The following is a 17,388-nucleotide window of genomic DNA, read 5'->3' on the forward strand; positions in this document are numbered from 1 at the left end:
AAAGGTTTACCTCATGGAAACGCCACGTTACAGCAAGCTCGCCGCTCTGGTGATCGCCTCACTCAGCGCCACCGCCGCACTGGCCGCGCCGCAGGACGACACCCAAGACACCATGGTCGTCACCGCCTCCGGCTTCCAGCAAAAAATTCAGGACTCCGCCGCCTCCATCTCGGTGATCCCGCGCCAGCAGATCGAAGATAAGGCCTATCGCGACGTGACCGACGCGCTGAAAGACGTGCCGGGCGTGGTCGTCACCGGCGGCGCCAGCAGCAGCGACATCAGCATCCGCGGCATGTCCTCCAAGTACACGCTGATCCTGGTGGACGGCAAGCGCGTTGACACCCGCGGCACCCGGCCGAACAGCGATAACGCCGGCATCGAACAGGGCTGGCTGCCGCCGATGGAAGCCATCGAGCGCATCGAAGTGGTGCGCGGGCCGATGTCTTCGCTGTACGGTTCCGACGCCATGGGCGGCGTGATCAACGTCATCACCCGCAAGACTTCCCGCACCGAGTGGAAAGGCTCGCTGCACGGCGACGCCACCCTTCAGGAAAACCGCGATTCCGGCGATCTGTTCCAGACCAACGCCTACGCCTCCGGCCCACTGATTGAAGGCCTGCTCGGCGTGCGGGTCAACGGCCTGCTGTCGCGCCGCGCGGAAGATAAAATCGCCAACGGTTACAACGAACAGCGCATGCGCAGCGGCACCGCGGTGTTCACCTTGACCCCGGACGAGAAAAACGAATTCGACTTCGAAATCGGCCGCTCGCTGCAGGATCGCAACAGCACGCCGGGCAAATCGGTGGTGGCGGAGCGCTGCAGCAAAGGCAAGTGCAAACCTACCTCTCGCAGCGAAAATCTCTACACCCGCACCAACTACGCGCTGACCCACAACGGTTATTACGACTTCGGTAACTCCACCAGCTACGTTCAGCGGGAAGAGACCAATAACCCGGGCCGCAAGATGAAGATGTACAACACCATCTTCAACACCCAGAACCAGTTCGAGCTGGGTGCCCACATGCTGAACCTCGGCGGCCAATACCGCTATGAGAAACTGGGCGACAGCGGCAACCAGCTGAGCTCGGCGCAAGACGTCAACCAGCTGACGCGCTGGAGCTGGGCATTGTTCGCCGAGGACGAATGGGCGCTGACCAACGACTTCAGCCTGACCAGCGGCATCCGTATGGATCGCGATCAGAACTTCGGCAGCCACTGGTCGCCGCGCATGTACGGCGTCTGGCACCTGACCGAACAGTGGACGATGAAAGGCGGCGTCTCCGCCGGCTACCGTTCGCCGGATCTGCGCCAATCCTCCGCCAGCTGGGGCCAGGTCACCGGCGGCGGCGTGCGTAACGGCATCATCGTCGGCAACCCGGATCTGCAGCCGGAGAAGAGCCTGAGCGAAGAGATCGGCCTGATGTGGGACAGCCTGGAAGGCGTCAATGCCGGGGTGACCGTCTTCAACACCGACTTCAAGAACAAGATCACCGAAGTGCGCCGCTGCGAAGACACGCCGGACTGTAAGATCGGCAATGACGTCTACGACTTTATCAGCGATCGCGTCAACGTCGACAAAGCCAATATGCGCGGTGTAGAGGCCACCTTCGGCTGGCAGATCAATAAAGACTGGAAGTGGAACGCCAACTACACCTACACCGCTTCCGAGCAGAAAAGCGGCGAGTTCCAGGGCAAGGCGCTGAACCAGATGCCTAAGCACATGATCAACACCGTGCTGGATTGGCAGGCTACGCAAGACCTCAGCCTGTGGTCGCGCGTTAACTTCCGCAGCCGCACCTCAGACTACCTGAGCCGCACGTCGATGGAGACCAGCACCCCGTCCTATACCTTCGTCGATGCGGGCCTGAGCTACCAGGCGGCGAAAAACCTGCAGCTGACCGGCGGGGTCTACAACATTCTCGACAAGACCGTGGATTACGATCACTACCGCACCACGCTGGACGGCCGCCGTTACACCGTCGGCATGACCTACAACTTCTGATGCCCCCGGGCGCGCGCTGCGCGCCCTTTTCATTCCATCACCGAGAGGAAGCTCCATGAGATTACGCCGCTCCCCCCTGATGATCGCCCTGCTGGCCGCGATGGCGCTGGCGGGTTGCCACAGCAAAACCGACGCGCCGGCGGCCTCGGCCACCGTCAACGTCCAGCACCTGAACGGCAGCACCGAGGTGAAGAAGCACCCGCAGCGCATCGTGGTGCTGGATTACGCCTCGCTGGAAACGCTGCAGCTGCTGGGCGTCGAGCCGCTGGCGCTGCCCGGCAACCGCAAGAACTTGCCGGATAACCTGAAGCGCTATCAGGATGACAAATACCTCAATGCCGGCACCCTGTTCGAACCGGATATGACCGTGCTGCGCGCCGCCAAACCGGATCTGATCCTGATCGCCGGCCGGGCGTCCAAAGCCTATGACGAGCTGAACACGCTGGCACCGACGTTGAACATGTCCGTCGATCAGCAGGATCAGCTGGGCAGCCTGAAACAGCGCACCCGCCAGTTGGGCGAGCTGTTCGATAAACCGCAACAGGCGCAGGCGGCGATCGATAAGCTGGATGCGCAGATCGCGGCGGTCAAACCGCAGGCCGCCCAGGCCGGACGCGGGCTGGTGGTGCTGTTCTCCGGCGGCAAGATCAGCGCTTACGCCCCCAAGAGCCGTTTCAGCTTCGTCTATGACGCTCTCGGCTTCTCGTCCGCGCTGCAGTCCGATGAAAAAGACGTGCGCGGCAATAAGCTGACGCCTGAGCAGGTCGCCAAACTGAACCCGGACTGGCTGTTCGTCATCGACAGAGACGCCGCGACCGGTCGGCCGAACGCGGTGGCGCCGCAGAAAATCCTCACCGGCACCGCGCTGAAGAAAACCACGGCGGTGAAAAAAGGCCAGGTGGTTTACCTGCCGGCGGCCGAGGTCTATCTGTCCGGCGGCATCGTCACCGCCCAGCACGTCGTCGAACGCGTGAGCGAAGCACTGAACCGCGCTGCGCGATAAAAAAAGCCCGGCGATGCCGGGCTTTTTCCTGGATTATATCGTCGGCTGGTTCACCAGACCGTCTATCAGCACCTGCGGCGTGCCCTGCGAGCAACGCTCGATGCGCCCGCGCACGCCATAGACCCGCGCCAGGCTCTGCGGCGTAATCACCTGATCCGGCGCGCCGTCGGCGATCAGATCGCCATCCTGCAGCATCAGCACGTGGTCGCCGTGACGCAGCGCAATGTTGATGTCATGCACTACCACCACCGTCACGATATCGCGCTTGCGGGTTTCGCGGCGCACCAAATCCATCACGTGGAACTGGTAGTTGAGATCGAGCGCGCTCAGCGGCTCATCCAGCAGCAGCAGCGACGGCTGACGGATCAGCGACTGCGCCAACCCCACCAACTGTTTCTGGCCGCCGGACAGCTGATCGAGATAACTCAGCGCCAGGTGGGCGATGCCCAGCTGTTCCAGCAAAGCCATCACTTCCGCTTCGCTGCCGGCGTTGCTGCGGCCGCCCGAGGCGCGCTGCGCCACGATGATCGACTCCAGCACGTGCAGATGCACCCCGGCGGGCAGCGACTGCGGCAGGTACACCACTTTCTCCGCCCGACGGGCGAACGGCATCTGCATCAAATCGCCGTCGTCCAGCCACAGCTTGCCCTGCGCCGGGTTCAGCCCGGCCAGCGAGCGCAGCAATGTCGATTTGCCGCTGCCGTTCGGCCCCAGCAACACGGTGATTTGCCCGCGCGGCAGCATCGGCACCGAGAGATTGTCGATCACCTGGCGTTTCGGGTAACCCGCCGAGAAGTTTTCTATCCGTAAACCCTGGCTCATACGTTCCCCCGGTGGCGCAGAATAATGCTCAGGAAGAACGGCACCCCGACCAACGACGTCACGATCCCCACCGGGATGATTACCCCAGGCACCAGGTTTTTCGACGCCACCGAGGCCATCGACAGCACCAGCGCGCCAATCAGCGCACTGGCCGGCAGGTAGAAACGGTGATCTTCGCCGAAGATCATGCGGGCGATGTGCGGCGCCACCAGACCGATAAAGCCGATCGGCCCGACGAAAGCCACCGCCAGCGCCGAGAGCATGCTGATGCGCAGCAGCGTGGTCAAACGCAGCCGACGCACGTCGATGCCGAAGCTCACCGCCCGGTCTTCACCCAGACGCAGCGCGGTCAGTTTCCACGAGCTCATCATCGACAGCGGCAGCAGCACGGCGAACACCCCGAACAGAATGCCCAGTTTGTCCCACGAGGCGCGCGCCAGGCTGCCCATGGTCCAGAACACCAGCCCCTGCAGCGTATCCTCGCTGGCGATGAACTGCATCATCGAGACCAGCGCGTTGAAGGTAAACACCAGCGCGATACCGAACAGCACTACGCCGGAGGTGGCGACCCGCGTCCAGCGCGTGATGCCGTCAAGCATCAGCGCGGCGAACAGCGCGAAGATAAAAGCGTTGGCGGAGATGAACCACTGATCGGGGATCCCCGGAATGCCGATGCCGAGCACGATCGCCAGCGCGGCGCCAAAGGCCGCGGCGGAAGACACCCCGAGGGTGAAGGGGCTGGCCAGCGGGTTATTCAGGATGGTCTGCATTTCCGCCCCGGCCAGGCCGAGCGCAAAGCCCACCACCACCGCCATCAACGCATAGGGCAAGCGGATGTCCCAGACGATCACCCGCGTGCCGGCATCGGCCGCGGCGGGATCAAGCAGCGTTTGCCATAAAGACGACAACGACAGGCCGGACGGCCCCATGGTGAAATCCAGCAGCAGCGAGCCCAGGATCGCCAGTGCCAATACGCCCATCATCAACAGGCGATGGCGAAGAATATGCTGATAACGCCCCATCACGCCGGCGTCGGGTTGCCCCTTGGCTTCAGTCATGGGATCGGTGGATACGCTCATTAGTTAAGATACCTGTTGCAACCATCATGACAGCGGCGCGAAAGCGGCCGCCGTGAACCGAAAAGTGTGCGGCAGCAGCCTGCTGCACAGCCGTTAACAATAAAACAAACGATAATACTTATCAATCATATCAATAGGTGAAAACGGCGTTGTCGAAATGTAATAATTTGTTTTTTATCGCCATTTTTCAAACCGCCACGCTTTCCCCCGCCAACGGCCAGTAGGTTAATTATTCTGAAAATTCTTCCTGATCCGACCAGACTCTGACAAATAACGGCAAAACCACATAGAATCCAAAATCACAGCACCGCGCGTGCAAAAAAACTTCAGGCCGCCGCAAGAGCGGCCTTATTGATTGACGAGGCTGTAATGAGAAGTCCATCTCCGGCGGTAACGCCCAAACGCCCGGCGCTGCTGAACTGGCTGTTATACAGCCCGCTGCACGCCGATGACGAGCCGTTTCAACGCCAGCTGCGTCTCACGCTGACGCCCTCTCCTCTCACGCCCTGGCTGAATGCCGCGGGGCCGGCCGCGCTGCTGGCGGGGTACGCCTGGCTGGTCCAGCGGCCGCTCGGCATCGGTTTGTTGCTGCTGCTGCTGTTGTTGACCGCCGGGCGAGCCTGGCTGGCGCGCCGGCGTCAACCGGCCTGGCCGAACGCCATGCTGGTGACGGTGCTGCTGTGGGCGCTGCTGGTCGGCGCCAGCGCCGCTCTGGCGATGCTCTCGGGCCGCTTCGTCTTAATGCTGTTCGCCGGCCTGACGATCACCGCCCTGGCCTGCTGGCTGATGCAACGCCACGCCGCCGTCCCGCGCTTCGCGCTGCTTGAGGTGATCGCGCTGACGCTGCCTTACCTGCTGGCGGCGCCGCTGTCGCGCGTGCAAAACCTGTTTGTCCTGGCGGACCTCGCGCCGCTGTGGCTGGTGCTGGCCCACGGCATGATCGCGCGCTACCACCGCCAGCTGGTGCAGCACGTCACGCTGGCGTGGGAGAAGCAGCAGGCGTCGCACCGCGATCGCCTGACCGGCTTTCTCAACCGCGCAGGCGGCGAGACGGTGATGCGCAGCATCTGCCGTCCCGGAACGGCGCAGCCGATCTCCCACCTGTTCATTCTTGAATTCGGCCCGCTGGCGGCGCTCTACCAAAGCCACGGCGTCCAGATCGGCGACGACGTGCTGCGCACCGTCGGCGAGCGCCTCAAGACGCTGATCCGCCCCAGCGACTATATCTGCCGCTATACCGGCGGCCAGTTTCTGATTCTGGTGCACGATCTGCCCTACGGCGCGGAAAGCGAGTTTCTGGCGCGCATTGTGCCGCCGCTGGAGGCGCCCTACGATTTTGGCGCGTTCGGCGAGGTGAACATGCAGCTTAACGCCGGCATTGTGGCGCTGACGCAGGATTACGCGACGGTAGAGAGTTTGATGAGCTCGGCGCAGCAGGCGCTGGCGGAAGCCAAAGGCGGGAAAAAGTAAAACAAAACGCGGCGGGAGCCCCCGCCGCGTGTCACTCACCGAAAATTACTTCACGTCCATCTTCGGGAATTCCATCTCGCTGTACTTCACGACACGGGTGCCTTGCGACAGCTTGTAACCAAACCAAATCAGCAGGAACAGCGGAATACCGATGTAGGTCGCGGTCACGCCGTACCAGTCGATCTTGTCTTGCAAGAAGGCCTGGTAGTTCTGCCCCAGGGTGATGATCAGACACAGCACGAAGGCGAAGATCGGCCCCAGCGGGAAGAAACCGGAACGGTACGGCAAATCGTTCAGATCGCGCCCCTGCAGCATGTAGCCGCGACGGAAACGGTAGTGGCTGATGGCGATGCCCAACCAGGCGATGAAACCGGTCATGCCCGAAGTGTTCAGCAGCCACAGGTAAACCGACTGGTTACCGAACATGGACGTCAGGAAGCACAGGCCGGCTACCACGCAGGTCGCGTACAGCGCGTTGCGCGGCACGCCGCCTTTCGACAGCTTGGCGAAGATGCGCGGCGCCTTGCCTTCCGAAGCCAGGGTGTACAGCATGCGGGTCGACGCATACATGCCCGAGTTACCGGCCGACAGCACCGCCGTCAGGATCACCGCGTTCATCACCGCCGCCGCCGACAGCAGGCCGGCATGTTGGAACACCAGCGTGAACGGGCTGACGCTGATGTCTTTCACGTCGTTGCGCAGCAGGCTCGGATCGGTGTACGGAATGATCAGGCTGATGATCAAAATGGCGAAGATATAGAACAACAGGATACGCCAAAACACCTGACGCACCGCGCGCGGGATGTTTTTACCCGGGTTTTCCGATTCGCCGGCTGCGATGCCGATAAGTTCGGTGCCCTGGAACGAGAAGCCGACGATCATGGCCACGCCGATCATCGCCGAGAAGCCACCGGCAAACGGCGCGTCTCCTATTGTCCAGTTCTGCCAGCCGGCATGCTCGCCGCCCTTCAGAATGCCGACGATCATCATCACGCCGACGGCGATGAAGATAATCACGGTGCTGACCTTGATCAGCGCGAACCAGTATTCCGCCTCGCCGAACCCTTTCACCGAAATGTAGTTCAGCAGGAACATCAGGCCGAGGAACAGCGCGCTCCAGATCCAACCCGGGGTGTCCGGGAACCAGTAGCTCATCACCAACTGCGAGGCCACCAGGTCAACGGCGATGGTCACCGCCCAGTTGTACCAGTAGTTCCAGCCCAGCGCGAAGCCGAAGCCTTCTTCTACGTATTTGGCGCCGTAGGTGGAGAATGAACCGGAGACCGGCATAAAGGCCGCCAGTTCGCCCAGGCTGGTCATCAGGAAGTACACCATCAAACCGATCAGAGCGTAAGACAGCAGCGCCCCGCCGGGGCCTGCCTGAGAAACCGTGGCGCCCGAGGCGACGAAGAGGCCGGTGCCGATGGAGCCGCCGATGGCGATCATGGTCAAATGCCGGGCTTTCAATTCACGGCGCAATCCGGGTGCTTGCTGCCCCGATGTTTTTATATCCTGCTGAGCCATTCGTTCCCTATCTATCTGCTCTTCGAAAAATGAGGGCGGATTGTAACAAATACCCGCCGGTGAACTAGCAACATTGCACCGATATAAGATAGCTTCATAATTCAGAGGCAATTATTAGCTGCGGCCCTTATAGCCTTACTTACTCTCATTAATGTGAGCGCGCGCAGGTTTTTATGCTTTTTCCGGCCTGCGCGGCAGCAGAGGGCTTGACGTGCCGCCGGTTACAGCACGCAATAGCTGAGAAAACGTTGCAACGCGTTGGAGACGTGCTTTTGCCGATGGCGGATCAGGTACAGGGTGCGGCGCAGCGGCGGCAACGGCACCGGCAGTTCCACCAGCGCGCCGCTGGCCAGCTGTTCCGCCACCACCCGCCGCGACAGGCAGCTGATGCCGATGCCGTGCCGCACCGCATGCTTGATCGCCTCCGAGTTGCCCAGCTCCATCACCAATTGGAAGTGCGGCAGATGCGCCAACAGCAGATGGTCCAACACTTCACGGGTGCCGGAACCGCGCTCGCGCAGGATCCACGGCGCATTGGCCAGCGCCTCCAGCGTCGGCGGTTGACGGGTCAGCGGGTTATCCGGCGCGGCGAACACCACCAGCTCGTCCTCCAGCCACGGCTGCGTCACCAGCTCCGGCATATGGCAAGGCCCTTCGATCAGCCCCAGATCGACGCGAAAATCCGCCACCGCCACGATTACGTCCTGGCTATTGCCGACGTTCAGCTCCAGCGGCGTGGCGGGAAAATCCCGGCGGTAGCGGGCGATCATCTCCGGCAGCATGTAGTTGCCGATGGTGCTGCTGGCGGCGATGCGCAACGCCCCGCCGTCATGGCGAAACAGCTGCTCTATCTCCCCCGCCTGTTCCAACAGCGCCAGCGCCTTGGGATACAGCAACCGGCCGTGCTCGTTGATCACCAGCCGTTTGCCGACGCGATCGAACAGCTGCACGCCCAGCTGCCCCTCCAGATCCGCCAGCGCCGCGCTGACCGCCGACTGCGACAGCGCCAGCACCACCGAGGCCTGCGTGGTCGAACCGCTTTTCAGCACTTCGGTAAAGACTTCCAGTTGACGCAACGTGATATGCATAGCTGTCCCGGTATTGAAAGAAGGTTCTGCCAGAGAACCCCAATATGGTGTGGTGGGCAGCCCGGCCAGGCTACCCTGTTTGCGGCCAGATCGGCGCGCTATTTGCCCAACGCGACCAGCTGCGCCGCCGCGGCCAGCACCGGCTCTCGCGGCGTGCCGGTTTCGTCCCGCAGTATCAATTGCAGCATCGCCGCGAGATGGTCGCGGTCGATCGCCTTGTTTTCTTCAATCAACCGCCGCACCGCGCGGCCCACTTCCTGATCTACCTGCTCTCTGCGTTGATCGTCGGTATCCATCGCCTGCTCCTGTTAGTTGGAAAATTGACGGCGGCTCGCCGCTCCTCCACACCCTAGCCGCAATGCGGCGTTATGCCAATGGCTGACCCCATACCACTTATTCAGATAGGTTATAAATATATAATCAATTTCTCTTTTATTCAGCCCAAACGTACTCTTGACCGCAAGAAACAGACTGAAGGACTGACTTTATATGGCGACTGATACCACTCACACTTACCCCGAGCGACGCTTCCCGCTGTTCGGCCTGCCGCGGCTGGTGCCGGGGCTGGCGCTGACCGGCGCGCTCACCGCGCTGGCCGTCTGGGCCGGCGACATTCCCAGGGTGGCGGAGCTGGGGCTGGGGGCGCTGACGCTGGCGATCCTGCTCGGCATTCTGGTGGGCAACACGCTGTACCCCCGCTGGCAAACCGTTTGTCACAGCGGCGTACAGCTGGCCAAACAGCGCCTGCTGCGTCTGGGCATTATCCTTTACGGCTTCCGGCTGACCTTTCAGCAGATCGCCGACGTGGGCGCCAGCGGCATCATCATCGATGCGCTGACCCTGATCACCACTTTCCTGCTGGCCTGCTGGCTCGGCAAGAAAGTGTTCGGCATCGACAGCCAAACCGCGATACTGATCGGCGCCGGCAGCAGCATTTGCGGCGCGGCGGCGGTGATGGCCACCGAGCCGGTGCTGAAGGCCGACTCCAGCAAAGTGGCGGTGGCGGTTTCGACCGTGGTGGTGTTCGGCACCCTGGCGATCTTCGCCTATCCGTGGCTGTATCAGTTGAATGAACACTTCCAGTGGCTGCCGTTCAGCCAGGAAACCTTCGGCATCTACGCCGGCTCCACCATCCACGAAGTGGCTCAGGTGGTCGCCGCCGGGCACGCCATCGGGCCGGACGCCGAAAATGCGGCGGTGATCGCCAAGATGATCCGCGTGATGATGCTGGCGCCGTTCCTGCTGCTGCTGTCGGGCTACATCAGCCGAGGCAGCGCAGGCAAGGCGGAAAAATCCGCCATCACCATTCCGTGGTTCGCCGTGCTGTTTATCGCCGTCGCCGGGCTGAACTCCTTCAACCTGCTGCCGGCCACGCTGGTGCGGCACCTGATCACCGCCGACACCTGGATGCTGGCGATGGCGATGGCGGCGCTCGGGCTGACCACCCACATCAGCGCCGTGCGCCAGGCCGGGATGAAACCGATTCTGCTGGCGACGCTGCTGTTCGTCTGGCTGCTGGTCGGCGGCGGCGCGATAAACCAACTGGTGCAACACCTGCTGTAATCTCCCTCGGCGGCCCGCTTCGGCGGGCCGCCGCTTTTCGCCATTCAATCCGCCCGCCATCAATGCCATAATGTCACCGATAACACAGGAGAATGAAGATGAAGTTTGTCGGTGCACATGTCAGCGCGTCAGGCGGCGTGGATCAGGCGGTTATCCGCGCGCACGAATTGGAGGCGACCGCGTTCGCCCTGTTCACCAAAAATCAGCGTCAATGGAAGGCCGCCCCACTGGCCGCCGACGTGATCGATAAGTTCAAGAGCGCCTGCGCCCAGTACGGTTACGGGCCGGGGCAAATCCTGCCGCACGACAGCTACCTGATCAATCTGGGGCACCCGGTAGCCGACGCGTTGGAAAAATCGCGCGAGGCGTTTATCGACGAGCTGCAGCGCTGCGAACAGCTGGGGCTGACGCTGCTGAACTTCCACCCCGGCAGCCACCTGCTGCAAATCGACGAAGATAAGTGCCTGGCGCGCATCGCCGAATCGATCAACATCGCGCTGGATAAAACCGCCGGCGTGACGGCCGTGATCGAGAACACCGCCGGCCAGGGCAGCAACCTGGGCTTCAAATTCGAGCACCTGGCGGCGATCATCGACGGCGTCGAAGACAAAAGCCGCGTCGGCGTTTGCATCGACACCTGCCACGCCTTCGCCGCCGGGTACGATCTGCGCACCGAAGAAGAGTGCGAGCGCACCTTCAAGCAGTTGGGCGACATCGTCGGTTTCAACTACCTGCGCGGCATGCACCTGAACGACGCCAAGAGCGAGTTCAACAGCCGCGTCGACCGCCATCACAGCCTGGGGGAAGGCAACATCGGCAAAACGGTGTTCAGCTACATCATGCGCGATCCGCGTTTCGACAACATCCCGCTGATTCTGGAAACGGTAAACCCGGATATCTGGGCCGAAGAGATCGCCTGGCTGAAGGCGCAGCAGTAACGCGGCGCCCAAACGACAAAACCGGAGCCTGGGCTCCGGTTTTTTTATGGCTGGATCGCCGTTACGCCACGCTGGCCGCCGGTACTTCAGCACGTTTCAGCAGGGCATAAGCCACCCCGGCCAACAGCGTGCCGGCGGCGATCGCCACCAGGTACAGCAACACCGGCGAAATCGCGCCCGGGATCAGCAGCACGAACAAGCCGCCGTGCGGCGCCATCAGCTTGGCGCCGAAGGCCATCGACAGCGCGCCGGTCAGCGCCCCGCCGGCGATGCAGCACGGCAACACGCGCATCGGATCGCGGGCGGCGAACGGAATCGCCCCTTCGGTGATGAAGCACAGCCCCAGCACCAACGCCGCCTTGCCGCCTTCCTGTTCGGATTTCGGGAACTTGCGGCGCGCCAGCAGCGTCGCCAGGCCCATCGCCAGCGGTGGCACCATGCCCGCCGCCATGATGGCCGCCATCGGCGCATACACCGAGGAGCTGAGCAGCGCCACACCGAACGCGTAGGCCGCTTTGTTCACCGGGCCCCCCATGTCGGTGCACATCATGCCGCCCAGGATCGCCCCCAGCAGCACGGCGTTGGCGGTGCCCAGAGACTGCAGCCAATGGGTCAGGCCTTCCATGATTTTCGCCACCGGCGTGCCGACCACGTAAATCATGATGAGGCCGGTGATCAGGCTGGCCACCAGCGGAATGATCAAGATGGGCTTCAGCGCTTCCATACTTTGCGGCAGGCGCAGCTTGCTGCTGATCGCCCTGGCGACATAACCCGCCAGGAAACCGGCGATGATGCCGCCAAGGAACCCGGCGCCGGTGCTCACCGCCAGCATGCCGCCGATCAGGCCCGGCGTCAGGCCCGGACGATCCGCGATGGAGAAAGCGATGAAACCGGCCAACACCGGCACCATCAGCGCGAAGGCGGAGCCGCCGCCGATCTGCATCAGCGCCGCCGCCAGGGTGCCCTTGACCTCAAACGCCTTGATGCCGAACACGAACGACAGCGCGATGCACAAACCGCCCGCCACCACCATCGGCAGCATGTAGGACACGCCGGTCAGCAGGTGACGATACGGGCCGTTGCCCTCTTTCTTCTTCGCCGTCGGCGCCGCGCCGCTGCGCTGCTGCGGCTGGAACACTTCGGCTTCGGCCAGCGCCTTGTCCAGTTCCTGCGCGGTTTTCTTCAGCGCCAGACCGGTGGAAGTTCGATACATCGGCTTACCGGCAAACTTGTCCAGATCCACTTCGATGTCCGCCGCGACGATCACCAGATCCGCCGCCGCTACTTCTTCCGGGGTGATGGCGTTGCCGGCGCCGACGGAGCCGCGCGTTTCCACCTTCACCCACCAGCCGCGTTTCTTGGCTTCACTTTCAATGGCTTCGGCCGCCATAAAGGTGTGCGCCACGCCGGTTGGGCAAGCGGTGATCGCCACGATGCGTTTTTGTCCATCGGCTTTCACCGCCGCCGCTGCCTGCGGCGCCTGATAGGTTTCAGCTTCGGCCTGGGCGCGCGCCAGAAACGCGTCCGGTTCACGCACCGCCTGTTCTACCTCGCCCACATAGATCAATTTGCCGTTCAGCGCGGCGTCAGCAGGAGCAGCCTGCCCCGCCACCGCCACCAGTTCGGCGTCCTGCAGCGACTCGACCAGCGTCAGGCCGGCTTTGGCCGCGGCGGCCTCCAGCATGCGTTTCGCCAGGTGGCCACGGGCCTGTCCCTGCGAACTGTCTACCATCAGCAGCGTTTTCATTCTGCCTCCTGCTATTGATTGAAAGGTTTCAGATCGACGCGCGCCATCATCGCGGCCAACTGGGGACGATCGGTCACGCCGACGTTGCTCTGGCTGACCGCCAGCGCCGCTACCGCCGTGGCCAGACGCAGGGTGTGTTCGCTGGATTCGCGCATCAGCAGGCCATAAATCAGGCCGCCGACCATCGAATCGCCGGCGCCCACGGTGCTGACCACCTCACAGGACGGCGGTTTGGCGATCCAGGCGCCGGATGCGTTAACCCACAGCGCGCCTTCCGCGCCGAGGGAGATGACCACGTGGGCGATGCCCTGTTCGCGCAGCGCATGCGCGGCCTCGACCACGTCCGCCAGCGTCGGCAGCGGGCGGCCGGCCCAGATTTCCAGCTCGCGGCGGTTCGGTTTGACCAGCCACGGCGAGGCCTTCAGCCCGGCGACCAGCGCTTCGCGGCTGCTGTCGAAAATGATGCACGGGCACTTGGCGCGCAGTTGGGTCATCCAGTCGGTAAACGCGTCGGGATCGACGCCGGCCGGCAGGCTGCCGCTCACCGCCACCATGTCAAACTGGCCCAGCCAGCTCAGCGAGTCGCTGACGAAGCGATCCCAGTCCTGCGGCGTCACTTCGAAGCCGGAGAAGTTGAAATCGGTCACTTCGCCGTCTTTTTCCGTCAGCTTGACATTGATGCGGGTGCGCCCCGGCACCACCTGAAAGCGGTTGGCGATCCCCAGATCGCTGAACAGCAGCTGGAAACCGTCCTGATTATCTTTGCCCAGGAAGCCGCCGACGGTGACGTCGATGCCTAAATCTTTCAACACCTTGGCGACGTTGATGCCCTTACCGGCGGCGTGCAGGCCGGCGGTTTTTACCCGGTTGACTTCCCCGCGTTCAATCTGCGGGCAGAAACCCACCAGATCGTACGCCGGGTTCAGGGTGATTGTTGCTACTCTTCTGCTCATGCTGCGCCCTCACCCAGTCCTTCATTAATCGCTTCGCCAATCGCCTTCAGCGCGGCTTCAGCATCTTCTCCATTGGCGGTAAAGCGCAGGTGATGCCCTTTCTTCACGCCCAACGCCACCACCTTCATCAGGCTGCGCCCGTTGGCCGGCTTGCCGCTGCCGTCCAGGTTGGTGACGGTGATGTCACTGTTGAAACTTTTGATCACGTTGACCAGCGCCGTGCCCGGCCGCGCGTGCAGACCGTGCTCGTTGCGGATCACGAACTCGGCGCTCAGCACGCTGCTCTCTTCCGCCACGTCGCTGGTCAGCAGCGCCAGCACGCCGGCGGCATCCGCCTTCAGCAAGCGTTCAGCTTTGTTGGCCAGCAGCAGATCGCTGAGGTAGTTGAGCACCGCCAGCGGCTGCGCGTCGGCGACCGACACCGTCAGCAGCAGCGCCACCGGCTCGCCGTCTTCCACGAAAGCCTGCGCCGGGCGGCTGACGGTGGCCGCGCTGGCCAGGTTGCCTTCAACGCTGTCGCTCAGCCAAATGCCCTGCCCCAGATTCAGCGGCTTGCGGGTGATGGCATCGCTGACGAACTGCGCGTTGACCGCCCCGATTTTTTGCAGACGGCCGGCGTTCAGCGCCTGCAGCGTCATCAGGCTGTCGGCGGCGACGTCGAGCGCAATCAGCGAAACGTCGAACTGGAATTCGGCGCTCTGCCGTTCGCCCATCAACAGGCTGCGCAGCTCTTCCGCGGAGGTGGTTTTCGCCAGCCGCTCCGCCACGCTGTCATCGCTCAGCACGTGGGTGAGCTGACGCAGCAGCGCCAAATGCTCGTCGGAACGGGCGGCGATGCCGATCGCCACATAGGCGGTCTGGCCCTCCCCCCACGCGATGCCCTGCGGGAACTGGAACACCTGCACGCCGGTTTTCAACACCAGATCGCGGGTATCGGTGGTGCCGTGCGGAATGGCGATGCCGTTGCCCAGGTAGGTGGACGTCTGCAGTTCGCGCTGCAGCATGCCGTCCACATAACCGGCGCTGACGCAGCCGGCGTCGGTCAGCGCGGCGGCCACCTGACGGATGGCCTCCTGCTTATCGGCGGCAGCGGCGCCCAGATGAATGTCTTGCGGTGACAACTGGAACATGATTCTCCTCTCCTGCTGAATTGAATCGTTTCAGCTTCATTGAGAAAAAGGAGCGTTACCCGCTCGCCACAAGCGGCCGGATAACGCTGAAACGTTTCAAGGAGTGTGTAAGCAGCGCAAGGTGAAAGCAAGCTTTCTCCTTTTCGCCATTGCAGATTTTTGAGCTTACGCACACTTTCGCCGGCGCATTGGTCAGCGCCGGGGCAAAATGACATACTGTGCTGAAACTTTGCTGACGGAGAAAAGCATGAACGTAGTGACGGGCGTCGGGGTGATCATCGTCAACCCGCAGGGCGAGATTTTGTTGGGCAAACGCTGCGGCCCGCACGCGCCCTTTTGGTCGATCCCCGGCGGGCATCTGGAGGCCGGTGAAACCTTCGAGCAGTGTGCCCAGCGCGAAATCGCCGAAGAGACCGGGTTGCTTATCGACCCGCCGCGCTTCGTGGGCGTCAGCAACAATCTGCAAACCTGGCGCGCCGAAGGCAAACACACGGTGTCTGTTTGCCTGCAGGTGGATCATCCCGGCGGCAGCGCCGAGTTGAAAGAACCTGAAAAGTGCGCCGAGTGGCGCTGGTGCGCACCAGACGCCCTGCCGGAGCCGCATTTCGAAGCCAGCCGCACCGCCATCCGCCTGTGGCTGAGCGGCCAGGCCTATGTGCCCACGGCCTGACCCATCGCGAGCGCATGTTGCGCTCGCTTCCCCTGCCGCACTGCCTCACCGCTATATAAATTAGAATATAACGCTATTTTTTGCGATATATGCCCTTTTTTTGACTACGGATAACCCTATGGGGTTAACCCTCTTCTATTATTACCCCTGCAATCGACGTGGCATTCTGACCTCCGGTCGGCGGCCTTTTGGCAAGATTTTATTTTAAATTCATAATTATAAGCGGGTTTACCATGAGCAAAAAACTGACTGGCTTTGAAAAAAAGCGCCGGTGGGGATGGCTATGGCTTTTGCTGCTGGGGATTATCCTCGGCGCGGCGCTGTTGGCCGGGACCGCCACCGTCTTCCATAAAACCAGCGATACCGCCTTCTGCGTTTCCTGCCACACCATGCAACAACCGCTGGCCGAATATCAGGGCAGCGTCCACTTCCAAAACACCAAGGGCATCCGCGCCGAGTGCGCCGACTGCCACGTGCCGAACCAGCCGATCGATTACCTGTGGACCAAAATCCGCGCGGTGAAAGACATTTACGGCGAGATGGTCGGCACCATCGATACGCCGGAAAAATACGAAGCGCACAAGCTGGCGATGGCGCAGTCGGTCTGGAAAACGCTGAAAGAGAACGACTCGGCCACCTGCCGCTCCTGCCACAGCTACGGCGCCATGGACATCACCGCTCAGCGCCCTGAGGCGCGCCTGCAGCACCCGGTGGCGATCAAACAGGGCGAGACCTGCATCGACTGCCATAAGGGCGTGGCCCACATCCTGCCGGACATGAGCGGCGAAACCCAGGCCGGCGCCGCCGAGCTGGCGAAGGCCGCGGCGCTGACCGCACCGGACGCCACCACCCTTTACACCATCGCCACCGAGCCGTTCTTCCTCGGCGCCAACGACAGCCATAACGCCGGCAACCTGATGCCGTCCACCGAAGTGCAGGTGGTGAAGCAAGAGGGCGACAAGGTGCTGGCCACCGTCAGCGGCTGGCAGCAGGACGGGGTCAGCGAAGTGTTCTACGCCGCGCAGGGCAAACGCATCCTCAGCGTGCTGCTGGGTGAAGACGCGCGCAAACAGCTGAAGACCGCGTCCACCCAGACCGATGCGGAAACCGGTCTGGTCTGGCATCAGGTCTCTTTGCAAGTGTGGCTGCCGCGCAAGCAGCTGATCGACGATCAGCAAAAAATCTGGCGCTACGCCGCGGACATGATGTCGGCCAACTGCACCGGCTGCCACGGGCTGACCGCGCTCGATCGCTTCAACGCCAACCAATGGATCGGCGTCATCAAAGGCATGGCGCCGCGTACCTCGCTGACGCAGGAACAGCTGCGCGTGCTGACACAATACGTACAAAAACACGCCAGCGACATGCCACCTGCCGCACCGGCCAAGCTTTAAGGGAG

The 17,388-nt window shown here is 62.5% G+C and carries 15 protein-coding genes; 7 read left to right on the top strand and 8 right to left on the bottom strand.

Annotated features, from left to right (window positions below):
- The first annotated feature begins 13 nt into the window (after window positions 1-13).
- Both ACUTQY_RS04105 and ACUTQY_RS04110 read left to right on the top strand, forming a co-directional pair.
- On the top strand, window positions 14-2,002 hold the full coding sequence (locus tag ACUTQY_RS04105; RefSeq protein WP_046687513.1) for a ligand-gated channel protein: 1,989 nt from the start codon (window positions 14-16) through the stop codon (window positions 2,000-2,002).
- Between the two features lie 55 nt (window positions 2,003-2,057).
- Window positions 2,058-3,005 (top strand): siderophore ABC transporter substrate-binding protein, encoded by a 948-nt coding sequence (locus ACUTQY_RS04110; protein WP_046687514.1) that lies wholly within the window; start codon window positions 2,058-2,060, stop codon window positions 3,003-3,005.
- 33 nt (window positions 3,006-3,038) lie between these two features.
- Here ACUTQY_RS04110 and ACUTQY_RS04115 read toward each other — a convergent pair whose 3' ends face one another.
- Window positions 3,039-3,827: an ABC transporter ATP-binding protein gene (locus ACUTQY_RS04115; RefSeq protein WP_033643795.1), complete on the bottom strand. Its 789-nt coding sequence runs from the start codon at window positions 3,825-3,827 to the stop codon at window positions 3,039-3,041.
- A complete protein-coding gene (locus tag ACUTQY_RS04120; RefSeq protein WP_033643796.1) occupies window positions 3,824-4,906 on the bottom strand; it encodes a FecCD family ABC transporter permease in 1,083 nt (360 codons plus the stop codon). The genes ACUTQY_RS04115 and ACUTQY_RS04120 overlap by 4 nt, the downstream gene beginning before the upstream one ends.
- Window positions 4,907-5,275: 369 nt before the next feature.
- Between ACUTQY_RS04120 and ACUTQY_RS04125 the strand changes: the two genes are divergently transcribed.
- Window positions 5,276-6,376 (top strand): GGDEF domain-containing protein, encoded by a 1,101-nt coding sequence (locus ACUTQY_RS04125; protein ID WP_060660453.1) that lies wholly within the window; start codon window positions 5,276-5,278, stop codon window positions 6,374-6,376.
- A gap of 45 nt (window positions 6,377-6,421) precedes the next feature.
- On the opposite strand, the gene ACUTQY_RS04130 is transcribed toward ACUTQY_RS04125, so the two are convergent.
- The 3 genes from ACUTQY_RS04130 to ACUTQY_RS04140 form a co-directional block, all read right to left on the bottom strand.
- Entirely contained in the window at window positions 6,422-7,900 is a 1,479-nt protein-coding gene (locus ACUTQY_RS04130; protein ID WP_033643798.1) for an amino acid permease, read from the bottom strand.
- A gap of 221 nt (window positions 7,901-8,121) precedes the next feature.
- A complete protein-coding gene (gene yieE / locus ACUTQY_RS04135; RefSeq protein ID WP_021505917.1) occupies window positions 8,122-8,988 on the bottom strand; it encodes a DNA-binding transcriptional regulator YeiE in 867 nt (288 codons plus the stop codon).
- A gap of 98 nt (window positions 8,989-9,086) precedes the next feature.
- Window positions 9,087-9,284, bottom strand: a complete 198-nt coding sequence (locus tag ACUTQY_RS04140) for a hypothetical protein (protein ID WP_033643799.1) — start codon at window positions 9,282-9,284, stop codon at window positions 9,087-9,089.
- A gap of 193 nt (window positions 9,285-9,477) precedes the next feature.
- On the opposite strand from ACUTQY_RS04140, the gene ACUTQY_RS04145 reads away from it, so the two are divergent.
- The gene (locus ACUTQY_RS04145; RefSeq protein WP_033643801.1) at window positions 9,478-10,551 is read left to right on the top strand and encodes a YeiH family putative sulfate export transporter; all 1,074 of its coding nucleotides are present in this window, start codon (window positions 9,478-9,480) and stop codon (window positions 10,549-10,551) included.
- 98 nt (window positions 10,552-10,649) lie between these two features.
- Window positions 10,650-11,489 (top strand): deoxyribonuclease IV, encoded by an 840-nt coding sequence (nfo, locus tag ACUTQY_RS04150; RefSeq protein ID WP_033643802.1) that lies wholly within the window; start codon window positions 10,650-10,652, stop codon window positions 11,487-11,489.
- A gap of 61 nt (window positions 11,490-11,550) precedes the next feature.
- Here nfo and fruA read toward each other — a convergent pair whose 3' ends face one another.
- Genes fruA through fruB form a run of 3 tightly spaced genes read right to left on the bottom strand, consistent with a single transcriptional unit; the run spans window position 11,551 to window position 15,319 of the window.
- The gene (gene fruA, locus ACUTQY_RS04155) at window positions 11,551-13,236 is read right to left on the bottom strand and encodes a PTS fructose transporter subunit IIBC (RefSeq protein WP_046687517.1); all 1,686 of its coding nucleotides are present in this window, start codon (window positions 13,234-13,236) and stop codon (window positions 11,551-11,553) included.
- 11 nt (window positions 13,237-13,247) lie between these two features.
- Window positions 13,248-14,189: a 1-phosphofructokinase gene (gene fruK / locus ACUTQY_RS04160; protein ID WP_015378523.1), complete on the bottom strand. Its 942-nt coding sequence runs from the start codon at window positions 14,187-14,189 to the stop codon at window positions 13,248-13,250.
- Window positions 14,186-15,319 (bottom strand): fused PTS fructose transporter subunit IIA/HPr protein, encoded by a 1,134-nt coding sequence (fruB, locus tag ACUTQY_RS04165; protein ID WP_033643805.1) that lies wholly within the window; start codon window positions 15,317-15,319, stop codon window positions 14,186-14,188. The genes fruK and fruB overlap by 4 nt, the downstream gene beginning before the upstream one ends.
- 247 nt (window positions 15,320-15,566) lie before the next feature.
- Here fruB and ACUTQY_RS04170 point away from each other — a divergent pair, with 247 nt between their 5' ends.
- A complete protein-coding gene (locus ACUTQY_RS04170; protein ID WP_046687518.1) occupies window positions 15,567-15,989 on the top strand; it encodes a nucleotide triphosphate diphosphatase NUDT15 in 423 nt (140 codons plus the stop codon).
- Window positions 15,990-16,222: 233 nt separating this feature from the next.
- Window positions 16,223-17,383, top strand: a complete 1,161-nt coding sequence (locus tag ACUTQY_RS04175) for a NapC/NirT family cytochrome c (RefSeq protein WP_046687519.1) — start codon at window positions 16,223-16,225, stop codon at window positions 17,381-17,383.
- The last annotated feature ends 5 nt before the right edge of the window (window positions 17,384-17,388 follow it).

The organism is Serratia sp. TSA_130.1, assembly GCF_052691795.1.